14 protein-coding genes, 1 tRNA gene and 1 pseudogene are annotated in these 16,975 nt (G+C 35.7%); 13 read left to right on the top strand and 3 right to left on the bottom strand.

Going from position 1 to position 16,975, the window contains the following annotated elements; translation table 11 throughout:
- Positions 1–91: 91 nt before the first annotated feature.
- Positions 92–1,903 (bottom strand): annotated as a pseudogene (locus KFV02_RS06195) (chloride channel protein).
- The gene (locus tag KFV02_RS06190) at positions 1,903–2,844 is read right to left on the bottom strand and encodes a bifunctional riboflavin kinase/FAD synthetase (protein ID WP_252380671.1); all 942 of its coding nucleotides are present in this window, start codon (positions 2,842–2,844) and stop codon (positions 1,903–1,905) included. The pseudogene KFV02_RS06195 and the gene KFV02_RS06190 overlap by 1 nt, the downstream one beginning before the upstream one ends.
- 156 nt (positions 2,845–3,000) lie before the next feature.
- On the opposite strand from KFV02_RS06190, the gene KFV02_RS06185 reads away from it, so the two are divergent.
- The 11 genes from KFV02_RS06185 to KFV02_RS06135 all read left to right on the top strand — a co-directional run bounded on the left by KFV02_RS06185 (position 3,001) and on the right by KFV02_RS06135 (position 13,025).
- Positions 3,001–3,087, top strand: a tRNA-Leu gene (locus KFV02_RS06185).
- Positions 3,088–3,592: 505 nt separating this feature from the next.
- Entirely contained in the window at positions 3,593–4,591 is a 999-nt protein-coding gene (locus tag KFV02_RS06180) for an NAD-dependent 4,6-dehydratase LegB (RefSeq protein WP_252380670.1), read from the top strand.
- Positions 4,584–5,687 (top strand): LegC family aminotransferase, encoded by a 1,104-nt coding sequence (locus KFV02_RS06175; RefSeq protein ID WP_252380669.1) that lies wholly within the window; start codon positions 4,584–4,586, stop codon positions 5,685–5,687. Before KFV02_RS06180 ends, KFV02_RS06175 begins: the two co-directional genes overlap by 8 nt.
- 1 nt (position 5,688) lies before the next feature.
- A complete protein-coding gene (locus KFV02_RS06170) occupies positions 5,689–6,324 on the top strand; it encodes an acetyltransferase (RefSeq protein ID WP_252380668.1) in 636 nt (211 codons plus the stop codon).
- Positions 6,324–7,331: an N-acetylneuraminate synthase gene (gene neuB / locus KFV02_RS06165; RefSeq protein WP_252380667.1), complete on the top strand. Its 1,008-nt coding sequence runs from the start codon at positions 6,324–6,326 to the stop codon at positions 7,329–7,331. The genes KFV02_RS06170 and neuB overlap by 1 nt, the downstream gene beginning before the upstream one ends.
- The gene (gene neuC, locus KFV02_RS06160; RefSeq protein ID WP_289510098.1) at positions 7,328–8,503 is read left to right on the top strand and encodes a UDP-N-acetylglucosamine 2-epimerase; all 1,176 of its coding nucleotides are present in this window, start codon (positions 7,328–7,330) and stop codon (positions 8,501–8,503) included. Before neuB ends, neuC begins: the two co-directional genes overlap by 4 nt.
- A gap of 8 nt (positions 8,504–8,511) precedes the next feature.
- Positions 8,512–9,585 (top strand): sugar phosphate nucleotidyltransferase, encoded by a 1,074-nt coding sequence (locus tag KFV02_RS06155; protein WP_252380666.1) that lies wholly within the window; start codon positions 8,512–8,514, stop codon positions 9,583–9,585.
- A 24-nt stretch (positions 9,586–9,609) separates the two neighbouring features.
- Positions 9,610–10,533, top strand: a complete 924-nt coding sequence (locus KFV02_RS06150; protein ID WP_252380665.1) for a Gfo/Idh/MocA family protein — start codon at positions 9,610–9,612, stop codon at positions 10,531–10,533.
- A gap of 7 nt (positions 10,534–10,540) precedes the next feature.
- A complete protein-coding gene (locus tag KFV02_RS06145; protein ID WP_252380664.1) occupies positions 10,541–11,272 on the top strand; it encodes an acylneuraminate cytidylyltransferase family protein in 732 nt (243 codons plus the stop codon).
- Complete coding sequence (locus KFV02_RS06140) at positions 11,259–12,029, top strand: oxidoreductase (RefSeq protein WP_252380663.1); 771 nt, start codon at positions 11,259–11,261, stop codon at positions 12,027–12,029. The genes KFV02_RS06145 and KFV02_RS06140 overlap by 14 nt, the downstream gene beginning before the upstream one ends.
- Before the next feature lie 186 nt (positions 12,030–12,215).
- Complete coding sequence (locus tag KFV02_RS06135) at positions 12,216–13,025, top strand: hypothetical protein (RefSeq protein WP_252380662.1); 810 nt, start codon at positions 12,216–12,218, stop codon at positions 13,023–13,025.
- Between the two features lie 380 nt (positions 13,026–13,405).
- On the opposite strand, the gene sfsA is transcribed toward KFV02_RS06135, so the two are convergent.
- Positions 13,406–14,125: a DNA/RNA nuclease SfsA gene (gene sfsA / locus KFV02_RS06130; protein ID WP_252380661.1), complete on the bottom strand. Its 720-nt coding sequence runs from the start codon at positions 14,123–14,125 to the stop codon at positions 13,406–13,408.
- 78 nt (positions 14,126–14,203) lie between these two features.
- On the opposite strand from sfsA, the gene KFV02_RS06125 reads away from it, so the two are divergent.
- Together KFV02_RS06125 and KFV02_RS06120 are read left to right on the top strand one after the other, a co-directional pair.
- A complete protein-coding gene (locus tag KFV02_RS06125; RefSeq protein ID WP_252380660.1) occupies positions 14,204–15,196 on the top strand; it encodes a sigma-54 interaction domain-containing protein in 993 nt (330 codons plus the stop codon).
- A gap of 97 nt (positions 15,197–15,293) precedes the next feature.
- Positions 15,294–16,955 carry a tetratricopeptide repeat protein gene (locus tag KFV02_RS06120; RefSeq protein WP_252380659.1) on the top strand — a complete coding sequence of 554 codons (1,662 nt, stop codon included), beginning with the start codon at positions 15,294–15,296 and terminating at the stop codon, positions 16,953–16,955.
- The last annotated feature ends 20 nt before the right edge of the window (positions 16,956–16,975 follow it).

The raw sequence follows: 16,975 nt of genomic DNA, 5'->3' as shown, positions 1-16,975 counted from the left end.
AGCCAGCAAGCAAGCCTTAGATGTGTCCAAGTCTTTGTTAGCATTGAAGAAAATGCGCTCGCAAATTAACTCAGAAAGTTGAGTAAACTTACTAACAACCTAACTTTTTAGCCTTCTGTCTCAACGCCCTAAACACATCTTCTCTAGCCAAAAGCCCTAAAATCTTTTTGGGATCACTTTGGTCTACAACCGGAATCTGGCCAAGATCACTATCGACAAATTTAAGCAGAGCAGTATACAAATTATCCTCTGGCACCAAAAAAACTGCCTTCCTGGCCACATCTTTAGCAACCAGCAGATCATACAAACAATCTTCAAAAAGAACCTTCCTTAAATCCTGCACAGCTAAAATCCCTGTTATCTCGTCCTTTTGGTTACGCACAGGAAAATAAAGCTCATTGGTGTTGGCAATAATATCAATTAAGGCCTTGAACGAAGTCCCTTCTTCCAGGATAGTCACCCTTCCGGGCTGATAAAAATCTTTGACCTGTAGATTCTCCAGGATATTTATCGTTGCATCGTCAATATGGGCAGGCGATTCAAATTTATTATCAACCTGATTTTCATAAAGGGAAATATTTCTATTTAAAACCAGGCACAGGGCTGATGCAAGCATCAAAGGAGCCAGCAAGCCATAACCTTGAGTCAGCTCGCATACCATGATCAAAGGCCCGATAGGAGCATTGGCCACCCCGGCAAAAAAAGCAGCCATGCCCACCAAAACATAGCCACCAGGCTGAGTAACAATATTTGGAAAATATTGGTTTGCAGCATAGCCAACCATTCCTCCGGTCATCCCACCAACAAAAAGGGCCGGGGCAAACATACCTCCACTCATGCCTGAACCGAGGGTGATTGATGTAGCCAAGGTCTTACCAAGGACAATTCCGAACATGCTCGCTAGAGTTAACTTGCCAAGAATGGCGAGTTCCAACCAGCCATAGCCTCCACACAGAACCTGCGGAAAAAGAACGCCCAAAACCCCCATAATCAGGCCACCCAGACCCATAGTCCAGATAATGCCCCACTTATCCATTAACGGCCTAAAAAACTTATACTTTATAAAATAAAAGGAACGCACATAAAACCAGCCAGAAAGAGCACAGCATAAAGCCAGTATGGCATAAAAAGGAAGTTCCAGGGGATTGGAAAAGCTAAACCTGGGTATACCAAAGATTGGTTCTGTGCCAAAAACCAGAGTAAAAATAGAGTAGGCCACTACAGAGGAAATAACCGAAGGCAAAATTGCTTCGGCCTCAAAATCTTCCTTATAAATTACTTCCACAGCGGTTAAGGCACCACCTAAAGGAGCCCTGAAAATGGCTCCCAAACCTCCGGCCGCGCCGGTTAAAAGCAAAATACGCCTTTCTTTTGGCGACAGTTTTAGTTTGTCTGCTAAAAAAGAACCCAGCCCAGCACCTAAGAGAGATATAGGGCCTTCTCGACCAGCACTACCTCCGGCCCCAATAGTCAGGATAGACGTTGCGCCCTTAATCAAGGCGACAAGGGGCTTTATTACCCCGCCCTGATTATGGAAGGCCTTGATCATGGAATCTGTGCCATCTGTCCCCCCATGAATACTTTCCGGAATAAATTTAGTCACTAAATATCCGGTAATAACCCCAACTAAAGTGGTAAAAATGGGGATCAACCAGGGCCTATAGACAGATGCGTGGCCATGAAAAATTTCTTCCCCTGCCGGAGCTGGTCAATTAAATCCGGCAAGCTTGTGCACCAGTAAAAACTTTAGTCCCTCTACTCCGGCAAAAAATATAATGGCAAGAATGCCGGATATGACACCGGTCAGTGCCCCTAGAATCAGCCACCTTGCATTGGTTATAATTTGGTAAACCTTGACCGATTCTTGCCACAAGCGAATAAGTGGGAAAAAAATCTTTTTCATCAATGCAATAGTGCCTCTGGTGTATTTAAAATTTTTCGTCCCAATTCAATGTCAGCCCGGATTTGTTTTTTCAACGCATCCAATCCGGAAAACTTCTTTTCGGATCGAAGCCTTTGCACAAAATGCACTTTGATATCCTGATTATAAATATTTTGCTTGAAATCAAGAATATGTGCCTCAACAGACAAGTAGTCGTTGCCAAAAGTTGGGTTATAGCCAATATTAGCCACGCCTGGCTTTATCTGACCTAAAACCTCCACCCAAACAGCATAAACGCCTGTTTTAGGAAACAATTCATCTTTCAGACAAATATTTGCGGTAGGAAAACCAAGCAGCGGCCCACCACGTTTTTGCCCGGATATAACCCTGCCTTGCACCCGGTAAAACCGGCCTAATAACTTTCTAGCTTCCCACACTTGCCCTGCTTGAACTAAATCTCTTATCCGAGTGGAACTGACAACAGCTCCATCAACCATTACCGGAGGAAGTTGCTCTACGATAAAACCAAATTTCTCACCCAATTTTTTTAATAACTCGTAATTTCCTTTTCTACCTTTTCCAAACGCATAGTCATAGCCTATAATTAATTCTTTGACTTTTAACCCCTGAACTAAATACTTATAAACAAAATCTTCTGGCTCTAAGGCCGCCAATTCTTTAGTAAACTTTAAACACAAAACATAATCGACGCCTAGCTTTGAGATAAGCTCTAATTTCTGTTCAGTAAGTGTAATGAACGGTGGAGTCTTTTTATCCACCAGAACTCGTAAAGGATGCGGGTCAAAGGTAATAACCACACTAGGAATATTCAAAATTCTGGCTCGATCTCGAACTCTGGCAATTAACTTCTGATGTCCTAAGTGTACACCGTCAAAATTACCAATAGTCGCACAAGAAGCATCTATTCTGTCTCTTAACTCATTGATATTCTTAACGACCATATACCAGCCTAGCCTCCGTATGCTGTTTGAAGATAGCAACAAAGAAAAGCTAACTCAAAAGACGCTTATCTTCAACTCATTGCTGGGTTTACAAAAAAATTGACCCCAAAAAAACTCTTGCCAATAAAAAACAAATTCTTTATTAAACACATTCGCGCCGAAGTGGTGGAATTGGTAGACACGCTAGGTTCAGGGTCTAGTGGGGGGTTCCCCGTGGGAGTTCGAGTCTCCCCTTCGGCACCAATTAATAAGAAATAAAAAAAGGAGCCGTACGGCTCCTTTTTTTATTTGTAGCCTACCAAATAATTAAATCTCAAGTTACCAATACAAGTTGAGTAAGATCAAAGAAGCAAAAAAATCTGAACTTTCCCGCAGTTCAAAGTCATAGATTAAAACAAAGAAAATGATGTTGAATAACCTTAGCTGCTCACTTGAGCCGTTTTTCATATGAGTTGATAATTAAAGAATTGAGAATTAAAGGATTAAGGTATAAAGAGAAATAAATTTGACTAGGTAAACAAAAAACATGGGGCCCAAAGCTTGATAAAGTAGACCCATTGAAAACTCGAATTAATTGAACATCGGCTCCGCCCTCAGAAAACTATTTGTTTTTAAGAAAAGCAAACTATGTACCGTATAGAATATATTACGATAGCAAAATAATTACAAACAAACTTTTATACTTCTGCTTTTAGCCCCAACTTTCCAGACAATTTCATCACATTAAAAAATATGGTGGAGATTTATCATGCAATTAAAAAATAAAAAAGTTTTAGTTACAGGAGCATGTGGCTTTATTGGGAGTCACCTTGTAGAAAGATTAGTTAAGGAAGACGCTCAAGTAAAAGCTTTTATATATTATAATTCTTTTAACAGTTGGGGCTGGCTTGATACCTTTCCAAAAGAAAAATTAGAAAAAATAGAAATTTTTACAGGAGATATTAGAGACCCTAATGGTGTTAGGGACGCCGTTAATGGTGCTGATGTTGTGTTTCACCTTGCTGCTCTAATTGGGATACCATTTAGTTATCACTCCCCAGATACTTATATAGATACAAACATTAAAGGAACATTGAATATTTTGCAAGCTTGTAGACATAGTAATGTAAAAAAAATACTAGTTACATCAACATCAGAAGTTTATGGGACTGCTAAATACATACCTATTGATGAACAACATCCACGTCAAGGACAATCACCATATTCTGCAACCAAAATAGGTGCAGACCATATTGCAGAATCTTTTTATAGAAGCTTTGATTTGCCAGTAGTTATTGTAAGACCATTCAACACCTATGGCCCACGTCAATCTGCAAGGGCAGTAATCCCAACAATCATTACACAATTATTATCCGGGCAAAAGGAAATCAAGCTTGGAGCGTTACATCCGACTAGAGATTTAGTTTTTGTTAAGGATACAGTGGAGGGTTTTATTGAAATAGCTAGGTCAGACAAAACATTAGGAGAAGAAATAAACATCGCTACACAATCCGAAATATCTATACAACATCTGGCTCAAAAACTCATTGACTTGATAGATCCTGAAGCTAAAATAATTACCGACAATAAAAGATTAAGGCCTGAAAAAAGCGAGGTTGAAAGATTATTAGGGTGTAATGCAAAGATAAAAAAACTAACGAATTGGAGACCAAAATACACCTTAGATGATGGCTTAAGAATAACAATAGAGTGGTTTAAAAATAAAAAAAATTTAAGACTATACAAGCCGGATATATACAATGTATAAAAATGAAATATTTCTAGATGCTCCGAATTTAGGAGAATTAGAAAAAAAATATTTAAATAAAGCCATTGATTCCGGTTTCGTCTCTACAGCAGGCGACTTTGTCCCAGAATTCGAAAAAAAATTTGCTAGGTATCTAGGGACCAACAAAGCAGTTGCGGTTCAAAGCGGAACCGCATCTCTGCATATAGCCTTATACGAACTTGGGATAGGGCAAAAAGATGAAGTGATTGTACCAGCTTTGACTTTTGTAGCAACAGTGAATCCAGTAGCCTATGTTGGAGCTAAGCCTATATTTGTGGACGTAGACATTGAAACATGGAATATAGATCATGAAAAAATAGAAGAGGCCATAACTGATAAAACAAAAGCAATTATACCTGTTCATCTTTTTGGAAATCCGTGTAATATGGATGCTATCTTAAAAATAGCTAAGAAACATAACCTTTTCGTTATAGAAGATGCTACTGAAAGCTTAGGTGCAAAATACCGAAATTACTACACAGGAACATTTGGTGACTTTGGTTGTTTTAGCTTTAATGGCAATAAATTAATTACGACAGGTGGTGGAGGGATGGTTATTGGCCAGGATGCGGATAAACTTGAACATATAAAATTTTTAGTAAACCAAGCAAGAGATAATGAAAGAGGGTATTACCATCCAGAGATTGGGTTTAATTATAGAATGACTAATATTGAAGCAGCAATAGGACTTGCTCAAATGGAAAAGCTCGACGAGTTTCTAGTAAAGAAAAAATTATTCAATCAGATATACAAAGACGAATTGGGTAAAATTAATGAAGTTATCTTTCAAAAAGAACTCTCAAGTGCTAAAAGTTCATGGTGGCTCACGTCAATCATTTTTAAAAAGGAGATCAATATTAATGGACTACAAAAAGAATTAAAGAAAAATAAAATACCTACTAGAAGAGTATTTATGCCAATAATAGAGTTTCCTCCTTATAAAAACTTTAAAAAATCAAATTATCTAAACTCATACTATATCTATAAACATTCTTTATGTTTACCAAGTTCAACCTTGAACAAAGAAGATGACATATATTTTATTTGCAAAACAATAAAAAAAATATTGCAGTAACATGAAAGAAGAAATAGTTCTAATAGGTGGTGGTGGACACTGTAAGGCGTGTATTGATGTCATTGAAATGGGAGAAGCATATAAAATAGTAGGTATTGTTGATTTAAAGGAAAAAATTGGTCAAAAAGTTTTAGGTTATAAAATAATAGCCTCAGATAGAGATTTGCTTGATTTATCTAAAGAATATAAAAATTTTTTTATAACGGTAGGCCAAATTAAATCTGCCCAAAAAAGGGTTCAAATTTTCAAGAAACTGAAAAAATTAAATGCAAAATTGCCTGTGATTAAATCTCCGCTGGCAAAAATTTCCGCACATAGCATCCTAGGAGAAGGTACGATTGTAATGCACAATGCAACAATAAATGCCGATACAAAAGTTGGAATGAATTGTATAATAAACAGTGGTTCCATAATTGAGCATGATGTAACGATTGGCAATCATTGCCACATTTCAACAGGCGCAATAGTCAATGGTTACTGCAGTTTAGATGATGAGTGTTTTATAGGCAGTAATGCTACTTTATTGAACAACATTACCATAGCTAATTCAACAATTATCGGCGCCGGCTCAGTTGTTATAAAATCGATAAATAAATCAGGGATTTTTGTGGGGAATCCAGCTAGGAGAATTGGTTAATGTATAAAAAAGTATTTCTAATAGCTGAAGCTGGGGTTAATCATAATGGCAGCATTGAAATGGCAAAGAAGCTTGTAGATGCAGCAGCCCAAACTGGAGCAGATGCTATTAAATTTCAAACATTCAAGGCAGAAAAAATTACAACTAGATTTGCTTCAAAAGCCGAATATCAAAAAGAAATAATAGGTGATGAAGGCTCACAATTAGACATGCTAAAAAGGCTTGAATTGAGTTATGATGATTTTGAAGATCTTTTTAAATATTGCCAAAAAAGAGGAATTGCTTTCATCTCGAGTCCTTTTGATCTAGAAAGTGCTCGGTTTTTAAAAGAATTAGGTATGGGAGTATTTAAAATCCCATCAGGTGAGATAACTAACTATTTACTTCTCAAAGAGATTGGAAGTTATAAAAAACAAATAATTTTATCATCAGGTATGGCAGACTTAGGAGAGATAGAAGATGCATTAGATCTTTTAATAGAAGCAGGAACATCCCCTGAAAGGATATGTATTTTGCATTGTAATACTGGGTATCCAACACCTTATGATGATGTAAATCTTAGAGCTATGTTAACCATAAAGGAATCATTTAAGATTCAAATTGGTTATTCCGACCATACTTTGGGAATTGAAATTCCTATAGCTGCAGTATCACTAGGCGCTAAAGTAATAGAAAAGCATTTTACACTTGATAAAAATCTTCCCGGACCTGACCACAAAGCATCATTAGAACCTGATGAATTTAAAGCAATGGTAATAGCGATAAGAAATATTGAAAAGGCATTAGGCAACGGAATAAAAAAGCCATCTAAATCTGAATTAAAAAATAGGGGCATTGCGAGAAAAAGTATTGTAGCAAAGACTGATATTAAAAAAGGTGAAATTTTTACTGAAAATAATTTAACAGTAAAAAGACCAGGAAATGGCATTAATCCAATGATGTGGCCAAAAATTGTAGGAAGATTAGCAAATAGAGATTATAAAGAAGACGAATTGATAGAATTATGAAAAGAAAAATATGTATTTTTACAGGAACAAGAGCTGAATATGGACTTTTAAAGCCTTTAATGGAAGAGATACAAAAAGATAGGGAGCTTTGCCTCCAGATAGTAGTTTCAGGAATGCACTTGTCTCCTGAATTTGGGTTAACATATAAAGAGATAGAAAGCGAAGGATTTAAAATAGATGAAAAAATAGAGATACTTTTAAGTTCAGATTCAGCAATCGGAATATCAAAATCTATTGGATTGGGAATAATAAGTTATAGTGAAGCTTTGGAGAGATTAAAACCTGATATAGTGGTAATTCTTGGGGACAGATTTGAGGCATTAGCGTTTGCTATTGCTTCATTTGTTGCAAGATTACCTATAGCACACTTGTATGGGGGCGAAACGACAGAAGGTGCTTTTGATGAAGCATTTAGACATTCTATCACTAAAATGAGCTATCTGCATTTTACATCAACTGAAGAGTACAAAAAAAGAGTAATCCAACTTGGCGAATGTCCTGAAAGAGTTTTTAATGTTGGTGCTTTGGGAATTGACAACATAAAAAAAATGAATCTCTTAAGCAAGGATGAACTAGAAAAAAAGATAAATTTTAAATTTAATAAGCATAATATACTAGTTACATTTCATCCTGCTACCCTAGAGAAAGAAACATCAAGAGAACAAATAATAAACTTATTAGACGTACTAGATGAACTAGAAGACACAAATATAATATTTACAAAAGCAAATGCTGACATAGACGGAAGAATAATCAACAAAATGATCGACGAATATGTACAAAAAAACAAACAAAAATCTATTGTGTTTACATCTATGGGTCAATTATTATATTTATCTACGATGCAATATATAGATGCAATTGTTGGAAACTCATCAAGTGGTATAATAGAAGCACCAAGTTTTAAAATAGGAACAATAAATATTGGTGACAGACAAAAAGGAAGGATAAAAGCAAAAAGTGTTATAGATTGTCAGCCAAACAAGAAAGATATTAGAGAAGCTTTTCAAAAATTATATTCTAAAAAATTTAGAAAACAACTGAAAAATACAATAAATCCTTATGGTGACGGAGAGTCAGCTGAAAAAATAGTAACTATTCTAAAAAAATACAAAGTAAAAAATACAAAAAAGAATTTTTACAACATAAAATTAGACACACTTCTTGCCTAGAGATAAAAATGAAGCTAAAAAATATATTTATTTCAGAAAATTATTCCATAAAGGACGCCTTAAAAAGGCTAGATAAAACAGCAGAAAAAGTATTGTTGATAGTTAATGAACATAATAAATTATTAGGAACCGTTACAGATGGAGATATTAGAAGACATATAATTAAAACAGGAAGAATAGAAGGTTTTGTTAAAGACATTTATAATAAAAATCCAATATTTATTTACAATGATGATTTCTCAGAAAATTTGGCAAAGAAAATACTTGTAGAAAAAAAAATCGAAGTTTTACCTATTTTAAATAAAAACAATGTTGTAGTTGATTTTATAACATGGACATCCATATTCGGGAATGATAAGTCAAAAAAAATATACAGTAAAATGGCTGGGAATATCCCGGTTATAATTATGGCTGGTGGAAAAGGAACGAGACTAGATCCATTTACAAAAGTGTTACCAAAGCCTTTAATCCCAATAGATGAAAAACCTGTTATTGAACATATCATAGACAGATTTAGGGAACAAGGAACAAAAAAATTCTATTTAACATTAAATTACAAAGGCGAAATGATTGCGGCCTATTTCAATGGCATCGAAAAAGACTATGAAATAGAGTTTGTATGGGAAGATGATTTTTGGGGTACTGCTGGAAGCTTAAAATTACTAGAACATAAAATAAGCGAAAATTTTATAGTTTCAAACTGTGATATTATGATTAGGGCAAATTTTTCGAAAATTTTAGATTTCCATATCCAAAACAGCTCGTATCTGACCTTGATATCATCAATTCAGCATTATAAAATACCTTATGGTGTAGTGAAATTCAAAGACGGAGGAGAAATAGAAGAGATTATTGAAAAGCCTGAATACGTTTTTCCTATAAATACAGGCGTTTACATCCTAAATAAAAAGGTATTAAGTTATATACCAGAGAAAAAATATTATGATATGCCAAACTTGATTAACAAGGTGCTTATGGAAGGAAATAAGGCATTTTCTTATCCGATAGGAGAAAGCGATTATATTGATATTGGTCAATGGAATGAATATAGAGAAGCCATAAATAAACTTTCAATAATCTAAATTAAAACTTAAATTTGGTAAAAAATGAGGACATTAATAATTGGATTTGGTTCAATAGGAAAAAGGCACGCTAAAGTTTTAAAAGAGCTTTACCCTAATATTGACATACACCTTGTAACCTCACAAGAAATAAATGCCTATAAAACGTATTCTGAATTGAAGAAAGTTAGCAATATTGACAAGTTTGATTATTTTATTATTGCATCAGAAACCTATAAGCACTTTCCCCAACTAAAATTTCTTGAAAATACAGTAGAAAATAAAACAATTTTAGTAGAAAAACCTCTTTTCATAAAAAAAGAAAATCTAAAAATAAAGAAAAATAATGTTTATGTTGGATATAACTTAAGATTTCATCCTATTATTCAGGAAATAAAAAACAAAACTAAGAATGAAAAAATTATTTATGTAAATGCAATTGCAGGACAGTATTTACCAACTTGGAGACCAGAAAGAGACTATAGAAAGTCATATTGCGCAACTAAAGAAAAAGGAGGAGGAGTCCTACTGGATTTAAGCCATGAAATCGATTACATTCAGCACCTTTTTGGCAAAATAAATCACATCGAAGCTAAAAATACAAAGATTTCTGATTTAGAAATAGATTCTGATGATTTGACGACTGCAATAGGTAAAACAAATAAAGGAACAATAATAAATTTTAGTATCGACTATATAAGCAAGATACCTAAAAGAAGTATCCTTGTTCACACATTACATGAGACTATCATAGGTGATTTAATTCAGAACACGTTATGCATAGGACTAAAAAACCTAGAAAAAAAAGAAACTAAATTTTCCTGTTCAGATAGAAACTATACATATAGAAAAATGCACGAAGAAATTATAGAGGGCCGGTTTAGAGATTTATGTACTTTTGATGAAGGCTTAGAAGTAATCGATACAATAGATAAAATTCGAAATTCTGAAATTTGCAAGGAATGGTAAGGATATAATGTTTAGAGGAAAAAGTATTTTATGCACTATATGCGCAAGAGGAGGCTCAAAAGGCATAAAAAACAAAAATATCAGAAAATTGTTAGACAAACCTTTGATAGCATACAGTATAGAGCAAGCAAAAGCTACTGGAATTTGTGATCATATAATAGTTAGCACCGATTCCAATAAAGTTATAGAAATAGCTAAACAATATGGAGCCGATATATTCTTCAAAAGGCCTGCAGAACTAGCTACAGATGAAGCTCCTAAATTGCCTGTTATAAAACATGCTGTGATTGAAAGCGAAAAATATTGTGGGAAAAAATTTGATATAGTAATGGATTTAGATGTAACCTCTCCTCTCAGAAATATAGAAGATATAATTCATGCAATGGAAGTTTTTATAGAAAAAAACTACGACAATTTAATCACAGCAGCTCCAGCTAGAAGGTCCCCGTACTTTAACTTAGTAGAATTGACAGAAGACGGTAAAGTAGTTCTTTCGAAACCATTACAAAATTCAATTGTAAGAAGACAGGATTCTCCTAAATGTTTTGATATGAATGCTTCAATTTATATATGGAAACGAGACGCACTGCTATTAAATGATACAATATTTCTTGAAAATACAGGCCTTTATATCATGCCTGAAGAAAGATCTATAGACATTGATTCTGAACTTGATTTTGAATTTGTTGAATTTTTGATGAAAAAGAAACTGGAGGAAACAATCAGTGTTAAAAGATAAAATCGTGGTAATTTCAGGCGGTGCAGGGCTGATAGGGAAAGAATTTATAAAAACAGTTATTGTTGAAAATGGAATAGGGATTATAGCGGATAATGATAGTGAAGCAGGTAAAGCGGCTTTTTTAGAAATAAAAAACTATTTCAATTCTGACAAAGTAGAATTTGTACAAATGGATATTACAAATAAAAAATCCATTGACACCATTATAAACTTTTTACATGAAAAGTATGGTAAAATAGATGCTCTAGTAAATAGCGCCTATCCTCGAAACATACATTATGGGAAAATATTTGAAGAGGTTGAATACAAAGATTTTTGTGAAAACATTAACTTGCATTTAGGGGGCTATTTTCTTACATCACAACAGTTTGCGCTTTATTTCAAAAATCAAGGGTATGGTAATATAATTAACATAGCCTCAATTTATGGTGTTGTGCCACCTAGATTTGAAATATATGAGGGAACTAACATGACAATGCCTGTCGAGTATGCTTGCATAAAATCGGCAATTATTCACTTAACTAAGTATATGGCTAAATATTTTAAAAACAACAATATCCGAGTAAATTGTATAAGTCCTGGCGGTATTTTTGATAATCAGCCTGATATTTTTGTAAAAAAGTATAATCAGTATGGTTTATCTAAGGGGCTGTTAAATTGTGAAGATTTAAAAGGCTCTCTAATTTATTTGCTTTCTGATATGTCTCGATATGTTAACGGCCAGAATATAATAATTGATGACGGATGGACTCTATAAGATAAAAATTAAAGGGATTAATATCTTAATTCCTTAATCTCACACTACCTCGTTAACAAGTTCAAACTTCATCGTTACATAAATATTAATAACTCCAAAAAAGCATTCTTTTTTAAATTGCATGAACAATCTACTTAGCAAATAACTTGGCATATTTATTACCAATTTTGTTTTATTGAGGTATACATGAAAAAATATTCTACATTTAGAGATATTTTGGATCACTCCAGGAGAGTTATCAAATACTTTTCTTCTCTCAAAAAATATCCTTATAAAAAACTAAGCCTTAAAAATTACACCCCAAAATCAAAAAAAATTTTTATTTTTGGAACTGGAAAATCTATATTGGAAATAAATAATGAAAAGTTTAAGCATGTGTCGCAGTTTGATTCGCTTGGGCTGAATTTGTTTACTCTACATCATTTTACTCCTGACATATATATGTTTGAATATATTCGTGACAAAGAAAAGTTTCGACGTTGGGCTTTAGGGATTGAGAAAAGATTAGAAACATCAAAGAACACCATTTACGTAACAAGCGATTTAACTTTAAGATATTTAAATAAAAAAGAATATGCCTTTATGCGTGAGTGGATACAAAAAAAACTTGGAGATAGACTACTATACCATAAACTTTTTTATACAGTAGTAAGAACAAAAAATTCTTTGCCTTACTTATACTTTCTTAATAAAAACTTTATTAAAAATGGACTTATTCATGTTAAAGGTTCGTTAAGCACAGCTATTGATTTCGCTATCAAAGCAGATTTTAAAACTATTGTGCTGTGTGGTGTCGATTTAGATGATAGAGGACACTTCTTTCCATCTGACGAAGAAGGCAAAATCCATGCGACAAACTTAAAAAGCAGAACTATAAAAATTGAGGAATATTTAAAATTTATCTTCGATAAGTACTCCAATCAGATAAATTTTTTTATATCCTCAAAAAGTTCAACCCTTGCTAAATATCTCAAAGTATATCAAGACTGGGATTAGAGTAGCCATTCCACAAAAATAACCACTGAAGCCTTCCATTCCTTTTAATAACTAAACTTCATAATTTGCTGTATCTAACTGAATTAAAATAGGTATTTTAGGTAGTTCAGAAAAGCTCTTCTGGACTTAGTTAGACGACTTTGATGCTGCCCTCTGGGAACATTCACGTAAAAAATAATACAGGCTATATTATCCACCATTTTGCCCCCTTGTCGCCCCCGACAAGCTGTCTAATCTTGATTGAAAAACTTGTGTTTACTTGTCGTAGAGCTAACCAAATGCTCCAGCTATATTACGCCTCTTAAGAGAAACTTGTTTCCATAACCAAATTTAAAAAATTCTCTTTTTATTTATAGGTGTTACAGATGATTGCCTCTTTTTTAATAAATAGCTCCATTCTCAACTAAACTAAGTCTTTTACCCAAAGCTATTCCCTGCTCGTCAACAACCGCCTGAAAAGGATACATTTTAACCCCGGCTTTTATAGCCTGCCAAAAAAGTTTGGCAAATTCCGGGTCAATAAAATCAGCTGGACCAAAGCAGTTACAGTCAGGTCTTTGGATAAGATAAAAGCAGGCTACCTGGTGTCCCTTTTTAGCAAGCCCGATTAACTCACGCAAATGCTTTCTGGCTCGCTCACTTTGGGCATCCGGGAAATAGGCCACATCATCTTCAACCAAGGTTACATTTTTGGCCTCGACCCACAAAACGCCCCCCCGCCCCTCTAGTTTAGCATCTAGCCGGCTCTGGTTCAGTCTCGCCTCAGGAATAAAGCGCTCATAAACAGCCCATTCAGGAATCAACTTATTTTCCCAAATAATCTTAAGCATTTTATTTGGCACCGAAGTATTTACTCCTACCCAGAAGTGCCCCATATAGATAAGCTCCAATGTATATGGCAATTTGCGCTTTGGATTCTTAGCTGGTGACAGCAGTAAAGTCCGACCAGGCTTAAGCAGACCCAGCATAGAGCCCGAATTATTTGTGTGCGCCCAAATATCCTGTCCATCTTTTGAGGCCAGGATGGTAAAACGTTTTATGCGGCGTACGAAACGGGCCCGGATACAGTCTTTTGGTAAAAATAATTTATTTTTATTCATTTAGGAAACTCAGGTGTTGACTTTCTGTCATTATTTTGACAGCAACAAATATTAACTAAATAAAATCCAGGAGCGATTATGTCACTTGATACAACAGGCATTATCGGCCAAAGCCCTGCCCTGCAAGAAGTATTTAAAATCCTGGCTAAAGTTGCCCCAACAGATACTACTGTCCTGGTTACTGGAGAATCAGGGACAGGAAAAGAATTGCTTGTCCGGGCTCTTCATAGGAATAGTCCCAGGGCAAATCAACCTTTTGTGCCTATAAATTGTGGCGCTATTCCTAAAGATCTCTTAGAGTCCGAACTCTTCGGCCATGAAAAGGGTGCGTTTACCCATGCTATCAGATCCAGAGCCGGCAGGTTTGAACTGGCCAACGGAGGCACCGTCTTTTTAGATGAAATCGGGGAAATGGACCTTAGTCTCCAAGTAAAAATTTTAAGGGTTATTCAAGAAAAAGAATTTGAGCGAGTCGGAGGAACTAAAACCCAAAAAGTTGATGTACGCATTGTCGCTGCTACTAACAGAGACTTAGAAAAAGAGGTAGCCAAAGGAACATTTCGCGAAGATCTTTTTTATCGCCTCAATGTCATTCCGATTAGCCTGCCCCCTTTAAGAGAGAGGGGAGAAGATATTCTAATTTTAGCCGAATATTTTCTTGAAAAATTCTGCGCGCAAAAAGGGCGTGAGAACATGTCTATTTCTCCTGCCGCCAAGGACCTCTTACTAAATTATCCCTGGCCGGGTAATGTCCGGGAACTGGAAAACTTCATGGAACGGCTGACTATCCTGTGTGAAAACACAGAAATTCAACCAGAAGACTTACCAATAAAACTTCTTGAGGCCACAGGGATTAAACCAAAACCAAAAACTTCGGCCTTTGCCTGGCCCCGACTTAAAGACATGCAAAGCAACAAGATGAATTTAAAGGATTTTTTAGATAAGATTGAAGAAAACCTGCTCATCGAAGCCCTGAAACAGGCCCAGGGAGTTAAAAATAAGGCGGCTGAAATCCTGGGTATCAAGAGAACCACATTGATTGAAAAATTAAAAAAGAAAAAAATACCCTAATCTTTTGCCTAAAAATTGCATACAATTTTAAACTTTGAGTATTAAAAACTACATAGGAAAATGACCTCAATTTTCACCAATAGTTTCAAGGTAAAGAATGGCAGTAGCTAACTTGCATTATAGAATAAAATCAGTCCCCCTCTTTTTTATCGTGGTCTTGGGGATATTTCTTTGGGGAAGCCTGCTCCCAAAACAATGCGCTGCCTTGATCTATTATTGGGGCAAACACCCTCAAAATGAACGAATCGTCTTTAAGCTTGACCAAAAAATACCAGAATTCAAATTAGAGAGAACAGCAAAAAAACAACTCACCCTTTTTTTACCACCGGATATATGGAAAAAGGAACTTAAACCAACCCCTGTTGACCTATCCTTTTCTCGTTTGGTGGAAAAAATCATTATTTCCAAAAACGGTATTGAAATTATCACGAAACATCCCAATTTTGGCTTTATCACCTTCAACCTCGCCAAAGAGAAAAAAATCGTCCTGGATATCTTTTACGACCCTTTGGGAGCCAAATGGTCTCCGCCACAAAAGCCCAAGGAAACCAAGAGGCAAAAAAAATCGACAAGTACGACCAAAACACAGCCAAAGTCTACTCCAAAGCCCGCTCCTGACTCTGCCCAGGCTCACACACCAAAAACCAAACCAGGGGCTATCAAACGAAAAATTCAGGCCAAACCAAAACCTCCAGAGCAACCAGAACACAACGCATCTACCACACCTGTATCCAAGCCCATAACACCGGTTCCAAAACCAACCAAGGTGACAAACGCAACTGTCTCCAAAACACCTAGCCAGCTCAAAAAAGAAGTACCTTATAAACTCAAGGCTAAAATAAAAAGAGTTCCTCCAGACCAAGCCCAGACCATACGTCCTCGATCTGCTCAAGAAGTGAAAGCCCCCGTTGAAACAGAGAAGCCCAGTGTTCCAAAGGAGCAACCAAAAAGTAAAACACAGGTGCCCGTTCAACAAATCCCTGACACAACAGCTGTCCCACCCAATTCCAGTCAAGCAACAGCACCAGAGAACACAACCACCGCAACAACAAAAACAAACCAAGCACCAAGAGGTGCAGACCAAAACGCAACTGCGCAACCTGATTATCAAAGCATGCTCACCAACATTAGGGCAGCTATTGCCAATGGTGAACTAGATGCTGCGATGGAAACGCTAGCCCCCTTGGTTAGTGACCCGCGCCTCCCTGAAGAACTCAAGGAAGAAGTACTTTATACATATGCTGATCTCCTTTTTCAAATAAACCACAATAACCTGAAGGAAAGTTTTTCCCAAGTTGTCGAAGCCTATGAACGAGCCATAAATTATGACCCCAAATCACCTAGACTCCCTTCTGCCTTGCTCAATTTAGGTTATGTCCACCTGGCAGTTGGCAACATCCCGGAAGCGCGGGCCTATTTTAATCTTTTGCGCAAAAAATATCCTTATGATCCTGATATTCCCCTGACCTATTTTTATTGGGCTGATTTTTATTTTCAAAAAAAAGATTATCAAAAGGCTGCTGATGAATTTCAGCATATTATTCAAAAATATCCTGACCATCGTATAGCACAGCAAGCAGCAGTGGGCTTAGCCAAGAGCCTAAAACAACTTGAATTTTTCAAGCAGGCCTTAGATATCGTTGAATATATAGAGCAAAGATGGCCCAGATACTACATTGACGACCCTGATTTTTTAATTTTGTCTGGTTATGTTGCTTATAAGAATAAAAAATATGACCGGGCCAAAGACCGGTTCTGAACTTATGTAAATCTGCTCCC

The organism is Desulfovulcanus ferrireducens (genome assembly GCF_018704065.1).
GTDB classification, from domain to species: domain Bacteria; phylum Desulfobacterota; class Desulfovibrionia; order Desulfovibrionales; family Desulfonatronovibrionaceae; genus Desulfovulcanus; species Desulfovulcanus ferrireducens.
The sequence above is the reverse complement of the archived record's forward strand: the minus strand, read 5'-3'. Positions and strand labels throughout refer to the sequence as shown.

Excerpts from the sequence above, each read along its gene's own strand:
- KFV02_RS06190 (WP_252380671.1), bottom strand. The coding sequence starts at position 2,844 with ATGGTCGTTAAGAATATCAATGAGTTAAGAGACAGAATAGATGCTTCT.
- KFV02_RS06180 (WP_252380670.1), top strand. The coding sequence starts at position 3,593 with ATGCAATTAAAAAATAAAAAAGTTTTAGTTACAGGAGCATGTGGCTTT.
- KFV02_RS06175 (WP_252380669.1), top strand. The coding sequence starts at position 4,584 with ATGTATAAAAATGAAATATTTCTAGATGCTCCGAATTTAGGAGAATTA.
- KFV02_RS06170 (WP_252380668.1), top strand. The coding sequence starts at position 5,689 with ATGAAAGAAGAAATAGTTCTAATAGGTGGTGGTGGACACTGTAAGGCG.
- neuB (WP_252380667.1), top strand. The coding sequence starts at position 6,324 with ATGTATAAAAAAGTATTTCTAATAGCTGAAGCTGGGGTTAATCATAAT.
- neuC (WP_289510098.1), top strand. The coding sequence starts at position 7,328 with ATGAAAAGAAAAATATGTATTTTTACAGGAACAAGAGCTGAATATGGA.
- KFV02_RS06155 (WP_252380666.1), top strand. The coding sequence starts at position 8,512 with ATGAAGCTAAAAAATATATTTATTTCAGAAAATTATTCCATAAAGGAC.
- KFV02_RS06150 (WP_252380665.1), top strand. The coding sequence starts at position 9,610 with ATGAGGACATTAATAATTGGATTTGGTTCAATAGGAAAAAGGCACGCT.
- KFV02_RS06145 (WP_252380664.1), top strand. The coding sequence starts at position 10,541 with ATGTTTAGAGGAAAAAGTATTTTATGCACTATATGCGCAAGAGGAGGC.
- KFV02_RS06135 (WP_252380662.1), top strand. The coding sequence starts at position 12,216 with ATGAAAAAATATTCTACATTTAGAGATATTTTGGATCACTCCAGGAGA.
- sfsA (WP_252380661.1), bottom strand. The coding sequence starts at position 14,125 with ATGAATAAAAATAAATTATTTTTACCAAAAGACTGTATCCGGGCCCGT.
- KFV02_RS06125 (WP_252380660.1), top strand. The coding sequence starts at position 14,204 with ATGTCACTTGATACAACAGGCATTATCGGCCAAAGCCCTGCCCTGCAA.
- KFV02_RS06120 (WP_252380659.1), top strand. The coding sequence starts at position 15,294 with ATGGCAGTAGCTAACTTGCATTATAGAATAAAATCAGTCCCCCTCTTT.